At 63.7% G+C, this 17,712-nt stretch carries 16 protein-coding genes; 7 read left to right on the top strand and 9 right to left on the bottom strand.

The window, feature by feature from the left end; translation table 11 throughout:
* The 3 genes from Q1B16_RS07935 to Q1B16_RS07925 all read right to left on the bottom strand — a co-directional run bounded on the left by Q1B16_RS07935 (position 1) and on the right by Q1B16_RS07925 (position 3,563).
* A complete protein-coding gene (locus Q1B16_RS07935) occupies positions 1-639 on the bottom strand; it encodes an ATP-binding cassette domain-containing protein (RefSeq protein WP_299786371.1) in 639 nt (212 codons plus the stop codon).
* Entirely contained in the window at positions 632-2,275 is a 1,644-nt protein-coding gene (locus tag Q1B16_RS07930; protein WP_299787831.1) for an ABC transporter permease subunit, read from the bottom strand. The genes Q1B16_RS07935 and Q1B16_RS07930 overlap by 8 nt, the downstream gene beginning before the upstream one ends.
* 82 nt (positions 2,276-2,357) lie before the next feature.
* The gene (locus Q1B16_RS07925) at positions 2,358-3,563 is read right to left on the bottom strand and encodes an ABC transporter substrate-binding protein (RefSeq protein ID WP_299786369.1); all 1,206 of its coding nucleotides are present in this window, start codon (positions 3,561-3,563) and stop codon (positions 2,358-2,360) included.
* Between the two features lie 162 nt (positions 3,564-3,725).
* On the opposite strand from Q1B16_RS07925, the gene Q1B16_RS07920 reads away from it, so the two are divergent.
* The 6 genes from Q1B16_RS07920 (at position 3,726) to Q1B16_RS07895 (ending at position 9,652) form a co-directional block, all read left to right on the top strand.
* A complete protein-coding gene (locus tag Q1B16_RS07920; RefSeq protein ID WP_299786367.1) occupies positions 3,726-4,331 on the top strand; it encodes a CDP-alcohol phosphatidyltransferase family protein in 606 nt (201 codons plus the stop codon).
* Between the two features lie 173 nt (positions 4,332-4,504).
* Positions 4,505-6,022: a 2,3-bisphosphoglycerate-independent phosphoglycerate mutase gene (gene gpmI / locus Q1B16_RS07915; RefSeq protein WP_299786365.1), complete on the top strand. Its 1,518-nt coding sequence runs from the start codon at positions 4,505-4,507 to the stop codon at positions 6,020-6,022.
* Entirely contained in the window at positions 6,019-7,149 is a 1,131-nt protein-coding gene (locus tag Q1B16_RS07910) for a peptidase M23 (RefSeq protein ID WP_299786363.1), read from the top strand. The genes gpmI and Q1B16_RS07910 overlap by 4 nt, the downstream gene beginning before the upstream one ends.
* Positions 7,146-8,483: a S41 family peptidase gene (locus Q1B16_RS07905; RefSeq protein WP_299786361.1), complete on the top strand. Its 1,338-nt coding sequence runs from the start codon at positions 7,146-7,148 to the stop codon at positions 8,481-8,483. Before Q1B16_RS07910 ends, Q1B16_RS07905 begins: the two co-directional genes overlap by 4 nt.
* Before the next feature lie 204 nt (positions 8,484-8,687).
* Positions 8,688-9,170, top strand: a complete 483-nt coding sequence (locus Q1B16_RS07900) for an RNA pyrophosphohydrolase (RefSeq protein WP_299786359.1) — start codon at positions 8,688-8,690, stop codon at positions 9,168-9,170.
* Positions 9,170-9,652, top strand: a complete 483-nt coding sequence (locus Q1B16_RS07895) for a hypothetical protein (RefSeq protein ID WP_299786357.1) — start codon at positions 9,170-9,172, stop codon at positions 9,650-9,652. Before Q1B16_RS07900 ends, Q1B16_RS07895 begins: the two co-directional genes overlap by 1 nt.
* A gap of 78 nt (positions 9,653-9,730) precedes the next feature.
* Here Q1B16_RS07895 and Q1B16_RS07890 read toward each other — a convergent pair whose 3' ends face one another.
* From Q1B16_RS07890 to Q1B16_RS07880, 3 genes are all read right to left on the bottom strand, one after another.
* Positions 9,731-10,507, bottom strand: a complete 777-nt coding sequence (locus Q1B16_RS07890) for a transglutaminase family protein (protein WP_299786355.1) — start codon at positions 10,505-10,507, stop codon at positions 9,731-9,733.
* Between the two features lie 240 nt (positions 10,508-10,747).
* On the bottom strand, positions 10,748-12,091 hold the full coding sequence (locus Q1B16_RS07885; protein ID WP_299786353.1) for a lytic murein transglycosylase: 1,344 nt from the start codon (positions 12,089-12,091) through the stop codon (positions 10,748-10,750).
* Between the two features lie 77 nt (positions 12,092-12,168).
* Complete coding sequence (locus Q1B16_RS07880) at positions 12,169-12,876, bottom strand: YafY family protein (RefSeq protein WP_299786351.1); 708 nt, start codon at positions 12,874-12,876, stop codon at positions 12,169-12,171.
* An 80-nt stretch (positions 12,877-12,956) separates the two neighbouring features.
* Here Q1B16_RS07880 and Q1B16_RS07875 point away from each other — a divergent pair, with 80 nt between their 5' ends.
* Positions 12,957-13,679: a glutathione S-transferase family protein gene (locus Q1B16_RS07875; RefSeq protein WP_299786349.1), complete on the top strand. Its 723-nt coding sequence runs from the start codon at positions 12,957-12,959 to the stop codon at positions 13,677-13,679.
* Here Q1B16_RS07875 and rnr read toward each other — a convergent pair.
* From rnr to dapE, 3 genes are read right to left on the bottom strand one after another with little or no spacing between them, the layout of a single operon-like run.
* Positions 13,654-15,942: a ribonuclease R gene (rnr, locus tag Q1B16_RS07870; RefSeq protein ID WP_299786347.1), complete on the bottom strand. Its 2,289-nt coding sequence runs from the start codon at positions 15,940-15,942 to the stop codon at positions 13,654-13,656. The genes Q1B16_RS07875 and rnr overlap by 26 nt on opposite strands.
* 48 nt (positions 15,943-15,990) lie before the next feature.
* Positions 15,991-16,419: a GNAT family N-acetyltransferase gene (locus Q1B16_RS07865; protein ID WP_299786345.1), complete on the bottom strand. Its 429-nt coding sequence runs from the start codon at positions 16,417-16,419 to the stop codon at positions 15,991-15,993.
* Positions 16,416-17,564 (bottom strand): succinyl-diaminopimelate desuccinylase, encoded by a 1,149-nt coding sequence (gene dapE, locus Q1B16_RS07860; RefSeq protein WP_299786343.1) that lies wholly within the window; start codon positions 17,562-17,564, stop codon positions 16,416-16,418. The genes Q1B16_RS07865 and dapE overlap by 4 nt, the downstream gene beginning before the upstream one ends.
* Between the last annotated feature and the right edge of the window lie 148 nt (positions 17,565-17,712).

Below are 17,712 nucleotides of genomic sequence, written 5' to 3'. Positions count from 1 at the left end.
TTACTCCAAGCGATGCACACGACCACCCGCCGCTTCGGCATCGGCATGGTCATGGGTGACGAGCAGCACCGGCAATCCCTTGGCACGCGCCTGGTCGAAGACAAGCGCGCGGATCTGATCTCGGCGTTCGGTGTCGAGCCGGGAAAACGGTTCGTCCAAAAGCAAAGCCTTCGGTCCCGACAAGAGCATCCGCATCAGCGCGACCCGCGCCTTTTGTCCGCCCGAAAGCGTATCGGGATCGCGGTCGGCAAAGCCGTCCATCCCGATATCGGCAAGGGCGGCCTCGATTTGCCGCGTCCGCTCTGCTCGCCCCTTGACCGAGGCGCGCAGGCCAAAGGCAAGGTTCTGGCCGACGGACAGGTGTGGGAACAGCAGTTCATCCTGAAACAGGATGCCCACATGCCGCGCCTCGGGGGCGAGATCGGTGATATCGGTGCCGTTGAGAATGACACGTCCACGCGCCTCGAACGCGCTGTCCAGAGTGCCTATGATGTAGGACAGCAGTGTTGATTTGCCCGATCCGCTGGGCCCCATCACGGTCAGCACCTCGCCGGGGGCGATATGGTCCGAGATATCGACCAGCGTGCGCCCGTTGCGGCGGATGGTGACGTGGTCGAGGGTCAGTCCGGGATCAGGCATGGCGCAGCCCCTTGCGATTGCGCCAGACGATGGCGGGAACGAACAGTGCCAGCGCGAAGGGCAAAAGCGCCAGCGCGGTCTGGGCCAACGCATAGACCGAAATCACCCGCCGGTCACCCCCGGAGGCCAATGCGACTGCTTCGGTGGTCAGGGTCTGAACCCGTCCGGCGCCCGCCAGAAGCGTCGGCAGGAATTGCCCGATGGAGACCGCAAAGCCCACGGCGGCGGCCGTCAGGATCGGGCGCAGCAGCATCGGCAGTCGCACGCGCCACAGCACCCCGTCGCAGCCTGCGCCCAAGGCACGCGCGACGTGGCCGTAGCGCGCGTCCCAGGCGCGGAACGGATCGGCGAGCGACAGGAACACGTAAGGCAGCACGAAGATGATATGCACCGCGATCACGGCCAGTCTGTTGCCGTCGATGCCTGTGAAGATGGCCAATGTCTGCAACCCGGTCAGAAATGCGATCTGCGGCACAATCAGCGGCACGTAGAGCAGCCAGAGCGCCCGCGATCCGGGTTTCAGACCGTGCCGTTCTTCGGCTTCGAGACAGGCGAGCGTCAGCAGCAGGGCGACAAGCGTGGAAACGGCTGCGATGATCAGGGTTTCGCTGGCGATCGGCCAGAGGTTCATGGCGTGGCGCATCCATGTCCTGCCGGTGAACGCGTCTGGTAAGAGGTCGGGAAAGCTCCAAAGCCCGGCGACGGACCAGACGGCCAGGCCAAAGAGGCCGAAGACGATGGACCCGGCGCTGAGCATGGCGGCGGCGAGAGCGATCGCGCGCACCGTCCGCGTCGCCCCGCCGCGCGCGCCGGAGGCGACCCATCGCCGACCCAGATGCGCCACCGCGATTTCCGCCAGCCGCCACAGCAGCATCGTGAAAACCACCAGGGCCAGTTGCCAGACTGCGGCGGCCGACGCGAGAAAGCGTTGCGACAGATCGGGGTCGTTCATCCAGCGCAGGATTTGCACCGCCAGCGTGGGCGGTGTTGTGGGCCCAAGGATCAGGGACACGTCCACTACGGTCATTGAGAACGCGAGCACCGCGAAGACAGGCAACCTGATCTGGGCATAGACGCGGGGAAACACCGTCTTGAACCAGGCCGTCACCGGCGCATAGCCCAATGCCAACGCCGTGTCCCGCGCCTGAGCCGTGCGGATCTGGCCAAGGGCGGCGAGCGTCATCAACAGCAGGAAGGGCACCTCCTTGACCACCAGCCCTGCGATCAGGGACAGGCCATACGGGTCTTGCAGGATGAGCAGGTCCGGCGGCCTGTCCCATCCTGTGAGCCAAGGCGACGTCGCCCGCGCGATCCATCCCGACGGCGCGATGAGGAACGCAAGCCCAAAGGCCGCCGCCGCGTGCGGTACCGACAAGAGCGGCGACAACATCCGTTCGATGACGCGGAACGCGCGCGACCCGCTCCACGCCGCGCAGATCAGCGCCACCAGCAGAAGCGAAATCGTGGTGGCCGCGATCCCGGTGGTGACGCTCAGGACGCTGGCACGGGTGATGCCGGGCCAATCAAACAGCATCGCAAAGGCGGTCGGGCTGACGCTGTCACCGCCAAGCGCGGGCAGATAGCCGAAGGCGGGGCCGATCGTGCCCAGCACGCCGGCCAAAACGGGGCCGAACATGATCGCAAGTGTCAGAAGCGGGGCCCAGGGCAGAAACCGGGCCCGCGCCGTTTTGGTGTCGCAGCGGGGGGTCACATCGCGCCTATTGCGCAACCCCGTAGCGCTCGGTCCAGTCTTCCTCGAGCTTCACCATCCAGCTCGGGTGCGGCTCGGGCAGGGTTGCGCCCAGGTCTTCGGGGGGCAGGGTGGCGATGCCAAGCTCGAGCGCGTCGAACCGCATCCGGTCGTCGCCCGACAGTTTGGCCAGATCAAGCACGGTGCCAAGGCCCCAGACCTCGGGGTCCTGCATCATCGCCTGCGCTTCGGGCGACATAATGAAATTCGCCACCACCATCGCGCCGGCCTTGGCGTTGGCGTTGTAGGGGATGGCGACAAAGCTTGCATTGCCGATGCTGCCAGCCTCCATCACGAAGCTGCGGACACTATCCTGCAACTGCCCGTTGGCGATGGCGTTGCTCGCTTCGTTTGGGTTGAAGCTGATGGCGAGGTCGATCTCCCCGTCGGCCATCAGCTGTATCTGACGGGATTCGTTCTGCGGATAGGCGCGGCCCGACCGCCAGAGGTTTGGCGTCAAACCATCGAGAAAGGTCCAGAACGCGGCGGTTGCAGCGTCGTAGTCCGCGTCCTCGACGGGCGCTTGCAGCACCGATGCGTCGGGTACGAATTCGATCAGCGCCTGCTTGAGGAAGGTGGAGCCAAGGAAGTTCGGCGGCTGCGGATACGTGAAACGACCCGGATTGGCGGCGGCATAGGCGGCCAGCGCCTCCATCGTGGTGGGCGGCGCGTCAATCCGGGCGGTGTCGTAGTAGAACACCACCTGCGCCATGCCCCAGGGGGCTTCCAGCCCGTCGGTGGGCACGGTGAAATCCGAGATCACGGCAGGTTTGCCCGCCACGTCGACATTGGCCCAGCTTGGCATGTCTTCGACCCAGGGGCCGAACAGCAGCTCCTGCCGCTTCATCGCGGCGAAGTTTTCGCCGTTGATCCAGATGAGATCGACCGCGCCACCCTCGTCCTTGCCAGCGGTCTTTTCCGCCAGAACGCGACTCACCGCGTCGGCGGTGTCGGACAGTTTCACGTGTTCGAGCGTCACGCCATAGTCTTCGCTGACCCGGTCGCCGATCCAGGCGATAAAGCTGTTGATCGTGTCCGACCCGCCCCAGGCATTCCAATACACGGTCTGGCCGCGCGCCTCTTCGGTCACGGCTTCCCAGTTCGACGGGTCCGGCTCGGCCTGAGCCGATACGGCGGTGGCAAGGGCAAGCGTGGCAGCGAGGAATATCCGCATGAAGAAACGTCCTTGAATATTGGAGGCGCGTGCCCCGATCTGAGCTTAAAACCAGCGATACCCGCTTTCGGTCAAATGACAAACAGGTGTGCAAGATTTCAGTATACGGCTGCGGACCGGCCCGGTATGGCGGGCCCCAACCCCTGTTCGCAAGGTTGAACCATGTTCGACGCCACCCTTCTACCGTTCGTCAAACGCGCCATCGATCGACCGGCGCGGATGCTTGCTGCGAGCGGGATCAGGGCGGATCAGATCACGCTTTTCGGCTTCGGGATCGGGCTTGTCGGCGTCATGGCGCTCTGGGCCGGTCTTTTCTGGACCGCGCTTTTCTGCCTTGCGCTCAACCGTCTGGCGGACGGGCTCGACGGTGCGGTCGCGCGGCTGACCGCCCCGACGGATCGCGGCGCGTTCCTTGATATCGCGCTCGACTTCATGTTCTACGGCCTGTTCCCGCTGGGATTTGCGCTGCACGATCCGGGCACGAACGCGCTACCCGCCGCGCTGCTGATCGCCAGCTTCATCGGCACCGGATCGAGCTTCCTCGCTTTCTCGATCATCGCCGAAAAGCGCGGGCTGTCGTCCGAGGATTACCCGACCAAGGGCATCTATTACCTCGGAGGGTTGACCGAAGGCACGGAAACCATCGCGCTTTTCGTGGCCATGTGCCTGTTTCCCGCAGCGTTCCCTTGGCTTGCCTACGGCTTCGCGGCACTCTGCGCGATCACCACTCTGACGCGCTGGTTGGCCGGGTGGCGGATGTTTATCTAAAGCGGCTTTCGCCCTTCTTCTTTTTTACAAATATGCCGGGGGTCTGGGGGCAGAGCCCCCAGTTGATCGGACCGCGCAAGCGGTTCGATCGCGGGTCGAAAGCCGCCTCTCCACATCCCGGGCCACCTCTGCTACACCGCGCGTAACACCGGGCGGCGCAAAGGATACCGTATATGACCACCCCGAAACCTGTCGTTCTGACCATTCTCGACGGCTGGGGCCTGCGCGAGGATCCGACGGCCAACGCGCCTAAACTGGCCAACACGCCGACGATGGATCACCTGATGGCGACCTGCCCGCATGCAACGCTGGTCACGCATGGGCCGGACGTGGGTTTGCCCAAGGGTCAGATGGGCAATTCCGAGGTAGGGCACACCAATATCGGCGCGGGTCGCGTGGTGGCGATGGATCTGGGGCAGATCGACCTCGCCATCGAGGACGGCAGTTTCTTCGAGAACGCGGCGATCCTTGATTTCGCTCGGGCGGTCAGGGATGCCGGGGGACGCGCGCATGTGATGGGCGTGGTCTCGGATGGTGGGGTGCACGGGCATATCAGCCATATCAAGGCGGCGGTGAAGATGCTGACCGATCAGGGTGTTGAGGTCGTCCTGCACGCGATCACCGACGGTCGGGACGTCGCCCCCACCTCGGCGAAGGGGTTCATCGCCGATCTACAGGACAGCCTGCCCGAAGGTGCGATCATCGGGACAGTGATCGGCCGTTACTTCGCAATGGACCGCGACACGCGCTGGGACCGGGTTGAACGCGCCTACAACGCGATGATCCTGGGTCAGGGGACTTCTGCCGAGACCGCGATCAAGGCGGTTGAGCACGCCTATGACACCGGCCAGAACGACGAATTCATCGAACCCTGCGTCATTGGAGATTACCACGGTCTGGCCAAGGGGGACGGGTTCTTCTGCCTCAACTTCCGTGCCGACCGCGCGCGGGAGATCCTTGCGGCCATCGGCGATCCTGAATTCGATGGGTTTGACCGCGAGAAGCCCGCGTTGTCGGGGCTCTTGGGCATGGTCGATTATTCCAAATTGCATGACGCCTACATGACGACAGCCTACCCCAAGCAGGAAATCAAGAACACGCTGGGCGAATGGGTCGCCAAGCATGACAAGCGCCAGTACCGGCTGGCTGAGACCGAGAAATATCCCCATGTGACGTTTTTTCTGAACGGTGGACAGGAAACGCCGGAAGAGGGCGAGGATCGGTTCATGCCGAAAAGTCCGAACGTCGCGACCTATGATTTGCAGCCCGAGATGTCGGCCGATGAAGTGACCGAAAAGTTCGTGGCCGCGGTCGAGGCAGGGTACGATCTGATCGTGACCAATTACGCGAACCCCGACATGGTTGGCCATACCGGCGATCTGGATGCCGCGATCAAGGCCTGCGAGGCGGTGGATGCGGGGCTGGGTAAGGTGCTGGATGCGGTGAAAAAGGCGGGTGGCGCAATGATCGTGACCGCCGATCACGGCAATTGCGAGACCATGGTCGATCCCGAAACCGGCGGGCCGCACACGGCGCACACGACCAACCTTGTGCCTGTGGTGATGTACGGTGGACCGGTGGGCGCATCTTTGGTCGATGGGCGTCTGGCAGATTTGGCACCGACCCTGTTGGCGCTGATGAACCTGCCGCAACCCGAGGAAATGACGGGGAAGAGCCTGATCCGGTCATGAAGCATCTTGCGCTCGTTCTCTGCCTGATCGGCGCGCCGCTTGCGGCGCAGACGCCGGCCGACGCCGCGCGCAGCGCAATGGCGCAGCTCGAGGAGGCCACTGCCAAGCTCGACGCCGCCGAGACGGCGCGCGACCGCGTGCGCGCGTTGACCGAAGCGGTGCAGGCGTTCGAATCCGGTCTGGCGGCGATGCGGGACGGCTTGCGGGCCGCGTCGATCCGGGAAACCGAATTGCGTCGCGAACTCGACTCGCGCGATGCCGAGGTGACGCGCCTTTTGGCGGCTCTGTCCGCGCTCGGCACGTCTGCAGGCCCGCAAAGCTTTGTTCACCCGGACGGGCCGATCGGCGCGGCCCGGGCTGGGGTGCTGATGGCAGCGGTGACGCCGGCCCTGTCCGATGCGGCGGCGGGATTGCGGGCCGATGTGGAAGAGGCGACCGCGCTGCGCCAGCTTCAGCAGGACGCGGCCAGCACGTTGCAGACCGGTCTCGCCAATATCCAGACCGCGCGCACGGCGCTGAGCCAGGCGATGGCTGACCGCACCGATCTTCCGCGCAAGTTCACCGAGGATCCCGTCAGGACCGCCATTCTGATCGCCGCCACTGAAACGCTCGACGGGTTTGCCGCCGGTCTGAGCCAGATTTCCGAGGACGAGGCCGATCTCGACCTGCCCTCCGCGCGCGATCGCAAAGGGCGCCTGCCGCTGCCGGTGACCGGTGAGGTTTTGCGCCGGGCCGGTGAGACCGATGCCGCGGGCGTCACGCGCCCCGGTGTCCTCATCGCGACGCGGCCTCGCGCACTTGTGACCACGCCCACCGCGGCAACGATCCGCTACCGCGGGCCGCTTCTGGATTACGGGTTGGTGACGATCCTTGAACCGGAGCCCGATATCCTGTTTGTCTTGGCGGGACTCGACACAGTTTTCGGAGAAACCGGACAGGTTCTGCCAGAGGGAAGTCCGGTGGGTTTGATGGGCGGACCAGAGGGGCAATCCGGCGATATTCAATCACCATCCGGTGAAAGGGCTGGTGAAGCATTGTCCGAGACGCTCTATATAGAGGTCAGACTGGGCGATACGCCAGAGGACCCCCTTGGGTGGTTCACAGATGATAAGGGAATGACTGAATGAAAAAAGTAGTCATGGCGGCCGTGGGCGGCACATTGGCAGGCATCGTGGCCACCACGCAATTCGTGGGCCCGCTGGTCGCGCAGGAAAGCGCCCGCACCACCAACGTGTACGAGCAGTTGGACCTGTTCGGCGACATCTTCGAACGCATCCGCGCGCAATATGTCGAAGAGGTGGACGCGGGCGAATTGATCGAGGCGGCGATCGACGGGATGCTCACCTCGCTCGATCCGCATTCCAGCTATCTGTCGCCCGATGACGCGGCCGACATGCGCGTCCAGACACGCGGCGAATTCGGCGGTCTGGGGATCGAGGTCACGCAGGAAGAGGGCTTCGTGAAGGTCGTCTCTCCCATCGACGGCACGCCTGCGGATGACGCAGGGATCGAGGCGGGGGATTTCATCACCCATGTCGATGGCGACTCGGTTCTGGGCCTGACGCTGGACGAGGCCGTGGACATGATGCGCGGCCCGGTCGGGTCCGAGATTATCATCACCGTGGTTCGCGAAGGCGAGGCGGAGCCGTTCGATGTGTCGATCATCCGGGATACGATCACGCTGACAGCCGTGCGCACGCGCCTTCAGGGGGATGCGGTCGTGCTGCGTGTCACCACGTTCAACGATCAGACTTACGCCAACCTCGAAGAGGGATTGGCCGAACAGATCGAGGCAGCCGGCGGCATGGAAAACGTCGAAGGCATCGTTCTCGACCTGCGCAACAACCCCGGCGGTCTGCTCAACCAGGCGATCCGGGTCAGCGACGCGTTTCTGGAGAAGGGCGAAATCGTCAGCACGCGTGGCCGCAACCCCGAGGATGGCGACCGCTACAACGCAACGCCCGGCGATCTGGCCGAGGGCAAGCCGATTGTCGTGCTGATCAATGGCGGTTCTGCGTCGGCGTCGGAAATCGTCGCGGGTGCGTTGCAGGATCATCGCCGCGCCATCGTGGTCGGCACCAAGTCGTTCGGCAAAGGGTCCGTCCAGACGGTCATGCCGCTGCGTGGCGATGGTGCGATGCGCCTGACAACGGCGCGCTATTACACGCCATCGGGCCGGTCGATCCAGGCGCTGGGCGTGTCGCCCGACATTGTCGTCGCACAGCCGCGGCGGCCCGCAGAGACCGAGGAGGAGAAAGAAACAAACGTCTTCAACCGCTCCGAGGCGGACCTTCGCGGCAGCTTGAACAATGACAGCCTGAGCGAGGACGAGGTCGAACAGATCGAAGCGGACCGCGCCAAGGCCGAAGCCGCCGCAGCACTGCGCGAAGAGGATTACCAACTGGCCTATGCCATCGACATCCTCAAGGGCCTGACCGCGCTGCAACCGTCGAACGACTGAGGCGGGGCTCCAAGCGACGAACATCAATACAACCCGGGAGCTTCAAGGCTTCCGGGTTTCTTGTCTCCGGTGAAGCCGACGACTGCGCTCTTGTCGTTTGAAATCACCGGCTCTTGGTGTATCGAACCCAGGCGTGCCAACACTGTGATGCGCCCTTATGCGGGCTTCGAATACCGCGCCTCAACAGCACAGGACCCTGCCCATATGACCCCCGAAGAGATCGACCGACTGCCATATCGTCCCTGTGTCGGTGTCATGCTGGTGAACCGGGACGGGCATGTCTTTGTCGGGCAGCGCATCGACAATCCGGGACCCGCCTGGCAGATGCCGCAGGGCGGTGTGGACAAGGGCGAGAGCCCGCGCGAAGCGGCTCTGCGCGAGCTGTGGGAGGAAACCGGCGTCACCGCGAACCTCGTCAAGACCGAGGCGGAGACCAAGGATTGGATCCCGTACGACCTGCCGCCTGATCTTGTCGGGAAGCTCTGGAAGGGGCGGTATCGCGGGCAGGAGCAGAAGTGGTTTCTGATGCGTTTCAAGGGCACCGACGATCAGGTCGATATCGCGACCGAGCATCAGGAGTTCAGCCGCTGGAAGTGGATGGACCCGGATCAGCTCATCAACAACATCGTGCCCTTCAAGCGGCATGTCTACGAGCGGGTTCTGGCCGCGTTCAAGGACCACCTGTGATGCGACGTGTCGGGGTGGCAGCAGCGCTGCTGATCGCGCTGGCGCAGCCGGCACTGGCGCTAAGCTGCATGGCGCCAGATATCGCGCGCGATTACACACGCGCCGCGCAATCCGAAGATGTCTACATCGTCGTCAAAGGCGACCTGTTCTTCGACGAAACCGAGCTTCCGGACCGTGTCGATCAGCGCGGAACCGGGCAACAGGATACGCGGGATATTGAGGGATGGCTGGCGGGTCAGTCCTTGACGCAGGACGGGTTCACCAAGCCCTTCGAGCGTGATGTGATCCTGCGCGTGTCCTGTCTTGGCCCTTGGTGCGGAGGCACGGTCAAGGGCCCGCACCTGACCTTTCTCAAACAGGAAGACCGGAACTGGGTCATGGAGATCGGTCCCTGTCCGGGCATGACCTATGTCGCGCCGACAGCGGCGCAGGAGAAAGAGGTTCTGGCCTGTTTCCGTGGCGACGGCTGCACCCCCAAGTGATCCGCGCCGCCAGCCGGTCGGCTCAATGGGGCAGGTAAGCGGCCTAGTGTTCAAGACCGGTTTTAACCGCAAAGAACTCTACGCCGTTTGGATCGCCACCGTTTGCGCGACGAACTGCGCCTGACCAAAAATGTTGAGGAACGCCACATCCGCGGCATCCGCACCGACCCCGATGCGGGCGATTGTGTCGGCGGGGGCCATGCCCGTGGCGTCAACGAGGTGCCAGCTGCCCTCAAGGTACACTTCGGCCACCGCGTGAAAATCGGGCGGCATCACGCCCGGCGCGTAGACGCTGACAAAGCGCGCCGGGATGGTGGCGGCGCGGGCCAGCGTCACCATCACATGCGCGAAATCCCGGCAGATGCCCTGGCGCTGCACAAAGCTGTCGAGCGCGGTGGTCTGCGCGTTACTGACGCCCGGAACATAGCTGAAGGCGCCATTGATCCAGTCCCGCATCGCGACGATCTGCGCGCCACCCGACAGATGGCCGAATTCGGCCGCGACGAAGGTCTGGAATTCGTCCGAGGGGCAATACCGGGATGGCATGAGATAACGCACCGTGTCACCGGGCAGCAGATGCGGAGGCACGGCGTCAAGCGCGCTCAGGTCCAGAACCGGGCGGTCGACCTCGATCCGGGAGGTGTAGTCACAGCGGAACAGACCATCGGCACGCAGCCAGATGCGTTCGCCCAGCCCTTCATCCGCCGCGACGCGGGCGAAATGCGACACCTCGGAAAAATCGATATGCGCGTGGTGCAGCGTCTGGTCCGCAAGGTCCGCCGCTTCGATCTGCAAAAGCAAATCCGTGGGTTTGGAAAGCTGGTATTCTAGATGCACGTCAATGGTCAGGATCACGATAGGGCTCCTTTGGCGCGACGGGGGATGGGTCTGGCCTGGGCCCGTACGCCCTACCGCGTGTAGGCCGCGCAACCGCCCGGTGCAAACGCTCTAAGGATCAAAGCCGGGTCGGTGGCGGATAAACGGGCTATGGCTTGGCCAATCGCCGCGCAATCGACCGCTATCGTCGAATTCGGTATCAGCATTGCTTTACCCAAGCGCAGGACCGATATGTGGCCCGGCAGAGTGTCAGACACTTCAGCGCAGTTTTTTCAGGATGTTCAAAGAGGCATAGCCGTCGGGAATGTCGCCGATGGAGGTCTGAAACGCCCGAACCGCGTTGATGGTCAAGGGGCCGATCTTGCCGTCTATCTTTTTCGTGTCGAAGCCCTTTGATGTCAGCAGGCGCTGCATCTCCTTGCGCTCGTCGTAGGTCAGCGCGCGGTCCTCGCGCGGCCAGTTCGACCGGATCGGAGCGGCGCCCGCGATTCGGTCGCTCAGGTGGCCGACGCCGATCACGTAGGCATCGGCGGTGTTGTAGGTTTCGATCACGTCGAAATTCTTGAAGATGAGAAAGGCCGCGCCGCGTGCTCCGGCGGGCAGCAGGAGCGAGGCCGATCCGTGATCCGGCACCGGTGCGCCGTCCAGATCGACAACGCCAAGGCCCGCCCAATCCGACGGCATCTTCTGGATGTCGCGCTTTGCCAGCGTGTAGTCGAACCCGCGCGGCACGCGCACTTCGATCCCCCAGGGCATGCCTTTGACCCAGCCGTTCTTGGCAAGATAATTGGCGGTCGAGGCCAGCGCATCGGCGGGATCGTCGGACCAGATATCGCGTTTGCCGTCGCCATCGAAATCCACGGCGAGCGATTGGTAGGAGGTCGGAATGAACTGCGTATGCCCCATCGCCCCGGCCCAGCTTCCGGTGAAATCGGCAAGCTCGACATCGCCGCTTTGCAGGATCCTCAGCGCTTCGATCAACTGTTCCTCGAAAAAGTCGCTGCGTCGCGCGTCATATGCCAGCGTGGCCAGTGACCCGATCACCGGATTCGATCCCCGGAACGTGCCGTAGGCCGATTCCAGACCCCAGATCGCGACGACGACATCCTTGTCCACGCCATAGCGCGACTCGATCCGGTTCAGCAGGTCCGCGTGTTTTGTCATCGCCGCGATGCCGTTGTTGACGCGGGCATCCGAGGCGGCGCTGTCAAGATAATCCCAGATCGTCTTGGTGAACTCGGACTGGTTGCGGTCGCGACGGATGATGTCGGCATCGTATTGCACACCGGCAAAGGCGCGGTCGAACACGTTGCTTGAGATCCCGGCTTGCATCGCGCGGGTGCGGAAGCCGGTGATCCAGTCGGCGAAGCCCGATTGCGTGGCGGTGGGAACGACGGTTTTGGACGCCTGTGAGAGCGCCGGGCGCAGGGTTGGGCGCAGCGAATTGCGCGGCGCGCTGACTGCCAGGAGCGTCTCCGCGTTTCGGCTCACGACCCCTTCGGCCAACGCGCGGCTGACGGGGCGGATCGGATCCGTCACGGGTTCGGCAAACCCGACCGATCCCATCAAGGCCAGAAAAGTGGTCATCGCTGTCAGTCGCATGTTGGTCTTCCTGCTGCCCGTGTCCGTTTTCCGGATTTGCCACCAGCCTAGCGCGATTGTTTCCTTTTGCGAAGCAATCAAAAGCGGACCAAGCGATCTCCTGCCGCCTGATTGAGGTTTTCAAGGTAAGTTTTGAGAAGCGGCACGCGACCCGGACGGAAGGACCGGTCGGTAACACCGAGGTCGGACATACGGTCCAGCCTGAAGGCACGGTAGTCATCGCGTTTGAGGCACCAGGCGAGCAGGCAGTGGGATTGATCGAAGAGCATGATGCTCAGCGGTTTGACCTCGCGTTGCGTCGCGACGCCGTGCTTGTCGGTATAGGCAAAGCCCACGATCCGCTCTTCCCAGCACGCCTCTCGCAGCACACCCGAATCGATGGTGGGCTTGGCCGGTGGGTTGAACCGATGCGCCACGAGCACGGAATGGCGCAGGCGGTGTGCCTGGCTGTCCGGCAAACGGGCGCGCAGTTTCGTGAGGGCGGAGCGGGCCGCATCCGCAAGCGCCGGGTCGCCCACGGCCGCAACCTCACGAAGTCCAAGAACCAGCGCCTCAAGCTCTGAATTCTTGAAGCCGAGAGGCGGCAGATGCGCGTCCTCAATCAGGGTGTATCCAAACCCCACCTCGCCGTCGATCACCGCGCCAAGCTCTCGCAAGGTGTCGATGTCGCGATAAAGCGTGCGGGGCGACACGCCCGTCGCCTCGGCCAGTCGCAGGGCGGTCGCGGGCGCAGGCAGGGTGCGCAGGGCTTGCATCAGTTGGAACAGGCGATGGGTGCGGCTCATACGGTCGTGATGCTACATGATGCTGACATAAACTGACAGCAGGACGGAGTATTCCGGTCTCGTAAAAAACGGAGAAAGTCATGCTCACTCTCATCACCTATCGCGAAGGCTTCGGCGAACCGAGCCTCAGCCCGTTCTGCGTAAAGACCATGATCCAGTTGGAGATGGCGGGCGAAGACTGGACGCCCGAATACGTCACCACACCGTCAAAGGCACCTCTGGGCCGCCTTCCCGCATTACGAACCCCCGATGGCGTGATTCCCGAAAGTGGCTTCATTCAGAGCTACCTCGAACAGCGTGGCGCGGATTTCCATCCGGGCCTGTCATCGCGTGACCGCGTGCTGGGGCACGCCATCATCCGGATGGTCGAGGAACATTTAAGGGTCGCCATAGCGCATGATCGCTGGCTCGACGACCGCTGTTGGTCCGAGATGGCGCCCATCGCTTTTGCTGGCGTGCCAGCCCCCATGCGCCCGTTCGTGGCAAATCTGGTGCGGCGGCAGGTGCGTGCGGGGCTGAAAGGGCAGGGGTTTGCCCGGATGAACGAGAACCAGCGGATGCAATCTCTCACGCCGGATCTGGATTGCCTGACGGACCTGCTATGGGACAAACGGTTCCTGCTGGCCGATCAGCCGACCGCGCCCGATACGATTGCCGTACCGGTTCTAAGCATGCTGGCCGGGCTGCCAGCCGACACCGCGATCCGACGTGCAGTTCGAAACAATGAAACTCTGATGGCCTATATCGAGCGGGGTCGCGCGAAATTGTATCCCAAGCTCAGCCGTTCCGCCGCTGCCGCGTGACCTTGCGCTTGGTCTTGGCGTCTTTCTTCTTGGCCTTGGCCAGTTTGCGTTTCGGCCCGCCCTTGCCCTTGGGGCGCGATCCGCGTCCCATGCGGCCCTTGCCCGATCCGCTGGGCAGTTCGGCATCTTCGAGCGTCAACAGTTCAAGACCGATACCCCCCGTGACCGGGGCCGCGTCGATGAGTTTGACCGTCACGCGCTGGCCCAGCCCGATCAGGGTGCCGGTATTCGACCCCATGAGCGTCCCGGCATCGGCGTCGAAATGGAAATACTCGTTGCCCAGCGACCGGATCGGGATGAGGCCGTCCGCGCCGGTTTCGTCCAGCTTTACGAAGACACCAAAGCGGGCGATGCCGCTGATGCGTCCGGTGAATTCGGCCCCGATGCGGTCCGACAGGAACGCGGCGAGGTAGCGGTCGGTGGTATCGCGCTCAGCCATCATCGACCGGCGTTCGGTGTCGCTGATGTGTTCGGCGGTGGCTTTCAGGCGCTCGATATCCTCGGGCGATAGCCCGTCCTTGCCCCAGCCATGCGCGGTGATCAGCGCGCGGTGCACGATGAGGTCGGAATAGCGCCGAATGGGCGATGTGAAATGCGCGTAATTTTGAAGCGCGAGGCCGAAATGCCCGAAGTTCTCGGGGTTGTAATAGGCCTGTGTCATCGACCGGAGCGTGGCGAGGTTTATGAGTTCCGCCTCGTCCGATCCGGCGGCGTCATGCAGCAGGCGGTTCAGCTGCGCGGTCTTGAGAACCTGACCCTTGGCCAGCGTCAACCCAGCCGCCTCGGCGGTCTCGCGCAAACTGTCCATCTTCTCGGGCGGCGGCTCTTCGTGCACGCGGAAGAGAAGCGGCGTGCGCTTGGCGATCAGTGTTTCGGCGGCGCAGACATTGGCCAGCACCATGAACTCCTCGATTAGGCGGTGCGCGTCCAACCGCTCGGCGAAGTTCACCGATTGCACCGTGCCATCCTCGGCCAGGATGATCTTGCGTTCCGGCAGATCGAGGTCGAGCGGCTGCCGCCGGTTGCGCGCCTCGGCCAATGCCTTGTAGGCGGCGTAGAGCGGGCGGATGACATCGTCCATCAGCGGTGCTGTCTTGTCGTTCGGCGTCCCGTCCATCGCGTCCTGCACGGTGCGGTAATCCAGCGACGCAATCGACCGCATCAGCCCACGCTGGAAGCTGTGGCTGATCTTTTCGCCATGCGCGTCGATCACCATGCGCACGGCGACGCAGGCGCGCGGCACGCCTTCGTGCAGCGAACACAGGTCGCCGGACAGGCGGTCGGGCAGCATCGGCACGACGCGGTCGGGGAAATAGCTTGAATTGCCGCGCTTGCGGGCCTCCTGATCCAGCGCCGATCCCGAGGTCACGTAATGCGCTACATCGGCAATCGCGACCCAGATTACGTGGCCGCCTGCGTTCTTCGGGTCGTCGTCGGGATGGGCGTAGCAGGCATCGTCGCGGTCACGGGCATCAATCGGGTCAATGGTGATCAGCGGCATGTCCCGCATATCGGTGCGACCCTTGAGGCCCGCCGGTTTCATCGCGTCCGCCTCGGCGATCACATCGTCGGGGAAACTGTCCGGGATGCCGTGCTGGTGAATCGCGATCAACGACACCGCGCGCGGTGCGCTTGGGTCGCCCAGCCGTTCGGTGATCCGCGCACGCGGCAGTCCCATGCGCCCCGCCGGTCCGGCCTGTTCCGCCTCGACCAGTTCGCCATCCTTGGCGCCGCCGGTGGCATCGGCGGCGACCATCCATTCCTTGTCCGCGCCCTTGTCGATGGGCTTGATCCGCCCGCCATCCGATCCCTTGGCGAAAATCCCCACCACCTTGCGGGGGTTGGTCCCGATGCGGCGGATCAGGCGGGCTTCGTAATTGTGGTCTTCCTCGTGCACCACCTGCATCCGGGCAAGGATACGGTCGCCTTCGCCCAAAGCCGGGTCGCTTGCGCGCGGTACGATCAGGACGATGGGCTCCACCCCTTCGCCATGCCATTCGAGTGGCCGCGCGAAGAGATCGCCATCGGGTGTTGGCGCCTTGACCTGCAACACGCTCACGGGCGGCAGACGATCCGGGTCGCGATAGGTCTTCTTGCGCTTCTCGAGATGGCCCTCGTGCTCAAGCTCCTTGAGCAGGCGTTTCAGGTCGATCCGCGCGGCGCCCTTGATGCCAAAGGCCTTGGCGATGTCGCGTTTCGCGGTGAGGGTCGGGTTGGCGGCGATCCACTCGAGGATGTCCGCCTTTGTCGGCAGTTTGCTCATATGCCTGAGGTAGCACGCGCAATGGGGCGCGTCATGGCGAAAGTCGCGTCAGTCGGTAAAGCGGAGCTCCATCATCCGATGGTCGATGCCTGCGTCGTCGAACACGTCGCCATAGGCGGTGAAGCCCAGCTTTTCGTAGAAGCCCAACGCGTCGATCTGTGCCCCAAGCGCGGCGCGGGTGATGTCCGGCGTGTCGCGCAGGATATCGAGCGCCGCGCGGATCAGGCCAGCCCCCAATCCAGTGCCGCGATGGTCGCGCAGTACGCAGACGCGTCCGATCTTGCCGGTGTCGCCTGACAGGACGATCCGCGCCGTCCCGACCGGGCGGTCGCCGTCCCTCGCCAGCAGGTGAATCGCCGTTGCGTCGAGGTTGTCCCGTTCGAGGTCGATCGGCACGTTCTGTTCGGTGACGAAAACGTCGTGGCGGATCGCGTAGCATTCGGTCAGGTCCGAAACCTGCGTGATGGTCACGGTCATTGCGCGAAGTAATCCGCCAGGATTCGGAAATAGATCGACTTGAGCTGTACGATCTGCTCCACCTCGACGCGTTCATCGACGGCGTGCATCGTCTTTCCGACAAGACCGAATTCGACCACCGGGCAATGATCCTTGACGAAGCGCGCGTCAGACGTGCCGCCAGAGGTGGACAACTCTGGTGTGACGCCGGTTTCGGCCTCAACCGCCTTGGCCACCAGATCGGACAGAGGTCCCGGCGGTGTCAGAAAAGCCTCGCCCGAGATCTTGATCTTCACGTCGGTCTTGGTGCCGAACTCCAGATCGACCTTCGCGGCTTCTTCGCGCAGCCAGTAGGACAGGCCCTCGCCGGTATGGATGTCGTTGAAGCGGATGTTGATGCAAGCGCGGGTTTCGGCGGGGATCACGTTGGTTGCCGCGTTGCCCGTATCGATGGTCACTACCGCCAATGTCGACGCGTCGAAATGATCGGTTCCCTGGTCCAGCTCGTGCGATGCCAGCCGGTCCATCAGCCGCGCCATGGCGGGCACCGGGTTCAACGCGCGGTGCGGGTAGGCGGAATGGCCCTGCTTGCCGGTAACGGTGAACCACGCGTTCATCGACCCGCGCCGCCCGATCTTCATCATCTGGCCTATGTGATCCGGGCAGGTGGGTTCGCCGACCAGACAGACGCTCATCCGTTCGTCATGGGTTTCCATCCAATCGAGCAAGGCCATCGTGCCGTCGATGGCATCGCCTTCCTCGTCCCCCGTGATGGTCAGGATCACGGCGCCATCGGGAGGCGTGGTCTGCACGAAATCCACGGCGGCGGCGACAAAGGCGGCGACACCCGATTTCATGTCCGTGGACCCGCGCCCGTAGAGCATCCCGTCGCGGATCTCGGCCCCGAAGGGCGGCATGGTCCAATCGTCGGGATTGCCCAAAGGCACCACGTCGGTGTGGCCGTTGAAGCCGAAGCTGCGCGCGTGGCCCTTGTCGCCCCAGCGCGCAAACAGGTTGGACACACCGCCCCGGTCCACACGGGTGCAGGTGAAACCGGCGTTTTCGAGAAGCTTCTGCAAGAGCACCAGCGCGCCGCCTTCCTCGGGTGTGATGGAGGGGCAGCGTACAAGGGCTGCGGTCAGATCGACGGGATCGGTGTTCGGCATCGGTGTGGTCCCCTTTCCAGCGTTACGCCTTGGCTACCGCCAAGTGCCGACAGTGGCAAATGTGGCGAAAAGGACGCAATTGAGCGCGCCCATTGCGGCACTCGCCCGACAGCGAAGATGACAGCACATTTACCAGCGTGCTATTCAT

Source organism: uncultured Marivita sp. (assembly GCF_947488135.1).
Classification (GTDB): domain Bacteria; phylum Pseudomonadota; class Alphaproteobacteria; order Rhodobacterales; family Rhodobacteraceae; genus Marivita.
The sequence above is the reverse complement of the archived record's forward strand: the minus strand, read 5'-3'. Positions and strand labels throughout refer to the sequence as shown.

What these genes read in the sequence shown, in the direction of transcription:
- Q1B16_RS07935 (WP_299786371.1), bottom strand. Translation starts at nt 639, where the DNA reads ATGCCTGATCCCGGACTGACCCTCGACCACGTCACCATCCGCCGCAAC.
- Q1B16_RS07930 (WP_299787831.1), bottom strand. Translation starts at nt 2,275, where the DNA reads ATGTTCGGCCCCGTTTTGGCCGGCGTGCTGGGCACGATCGGCCCCGCC.
- Q1B16_RS07925 (WP_299786369.1), bottom strand. Translation starts at nt 3,563, where the DNA reads ATGCGGATATTCCTCGCTGCCACGCTTGCCCTTGCCACCGCCGTATCG.
- Q1B16_RS07920 (WP_299786367.1), top strand. Translation starts at nt 3,726, where the DNA reads ATGTTCGACGCCACCCTTCTACCGTTCGTCAAACGCGCCATCGATCGA.
- gpmI (WP_299786365.1), top strand. Translation starts at nt 4,505, where the DNA reads ATGACCACCCCGAAACCTGTCGTTCTGACCATTCTCGACGGCTGGGGC.
- Q1B16_RS07910 (WP_299786363.1), top strand. Translation starts at nt 6,019, where the DNA reads ATGAAGCATCTTGCGCTCGTTCTCTGCCTGATCGGCGCGCCGCTTGCG.
- Q1B16_RS07905 (WP_299786361.1), top strand. Translation starts at nt 7,146, where the DNA reads ATGAAAAAAGTAGTCATGGCGGCCGTGGGCGGCACATTGGCAGGCATC.
- Q1B16_RS07900 (WP_299786359.1), top strand. Translation starts at nt 8,688, where the DNA reads ATGACCCCCGAAGAGATCGACCGACTGCCATATCGTCCCTGTGTCGGT.
- Q1B16_RS07895 (WP_299786357.1), top strand. Translation starts at nt 9,170, where the DNA reads ATGCGACGTGTCGGGGTGGCAGCAGCGCTGCTGATCGCGCTGGCGCAG.
- Q1B16_RS07885 (WP_299786353.1), bottom strand. Translation starts at nt 12,091, where the DNA reads ATGCGACTGACAGCGATGACCACTTTTCTGGCCTTGATGGGATCGGTC.
- Q1B16_RS07880 (WP_299786351.1), bottom strand. Translation starts at nt 12,876, where the DNA reads ATGAGCCGCACCCATCGCCTGTTCCAACTGATGCAAGCCCTGCGCACC.
- Q1B16_RS07875 (WP_299786349.1), top strand. Translation starts at nt 12,957, where the DNA reads ATGCTCACTCTCATCACCTATCGCGAAGGCTTCGGCGAACCGAGCCTC.
- rnr (WP_299786347.1), bottom strand. Translation starts at nt 15,942, where the DNA reads ATGAGCAAACTGCCGACAAAGGCGGACATCCTCGAGTGGATCGCCGCC.
- Q1B16_RS07865 (WP_299786345.1), bottom strand. Translation starts at nt 16,419, where the DNA reads ATGACCGTGACCATCACGCAGGTTTCGGACCTGACCGAATGCTACGCG.
- dapE (WP_299786343.1), bottom strand. Translation starts at nt 17,564, where the DNA reads ATGCCGAACACCGATCCCGTCGATCTGACCGCAGCCCTTGTACGCTGC.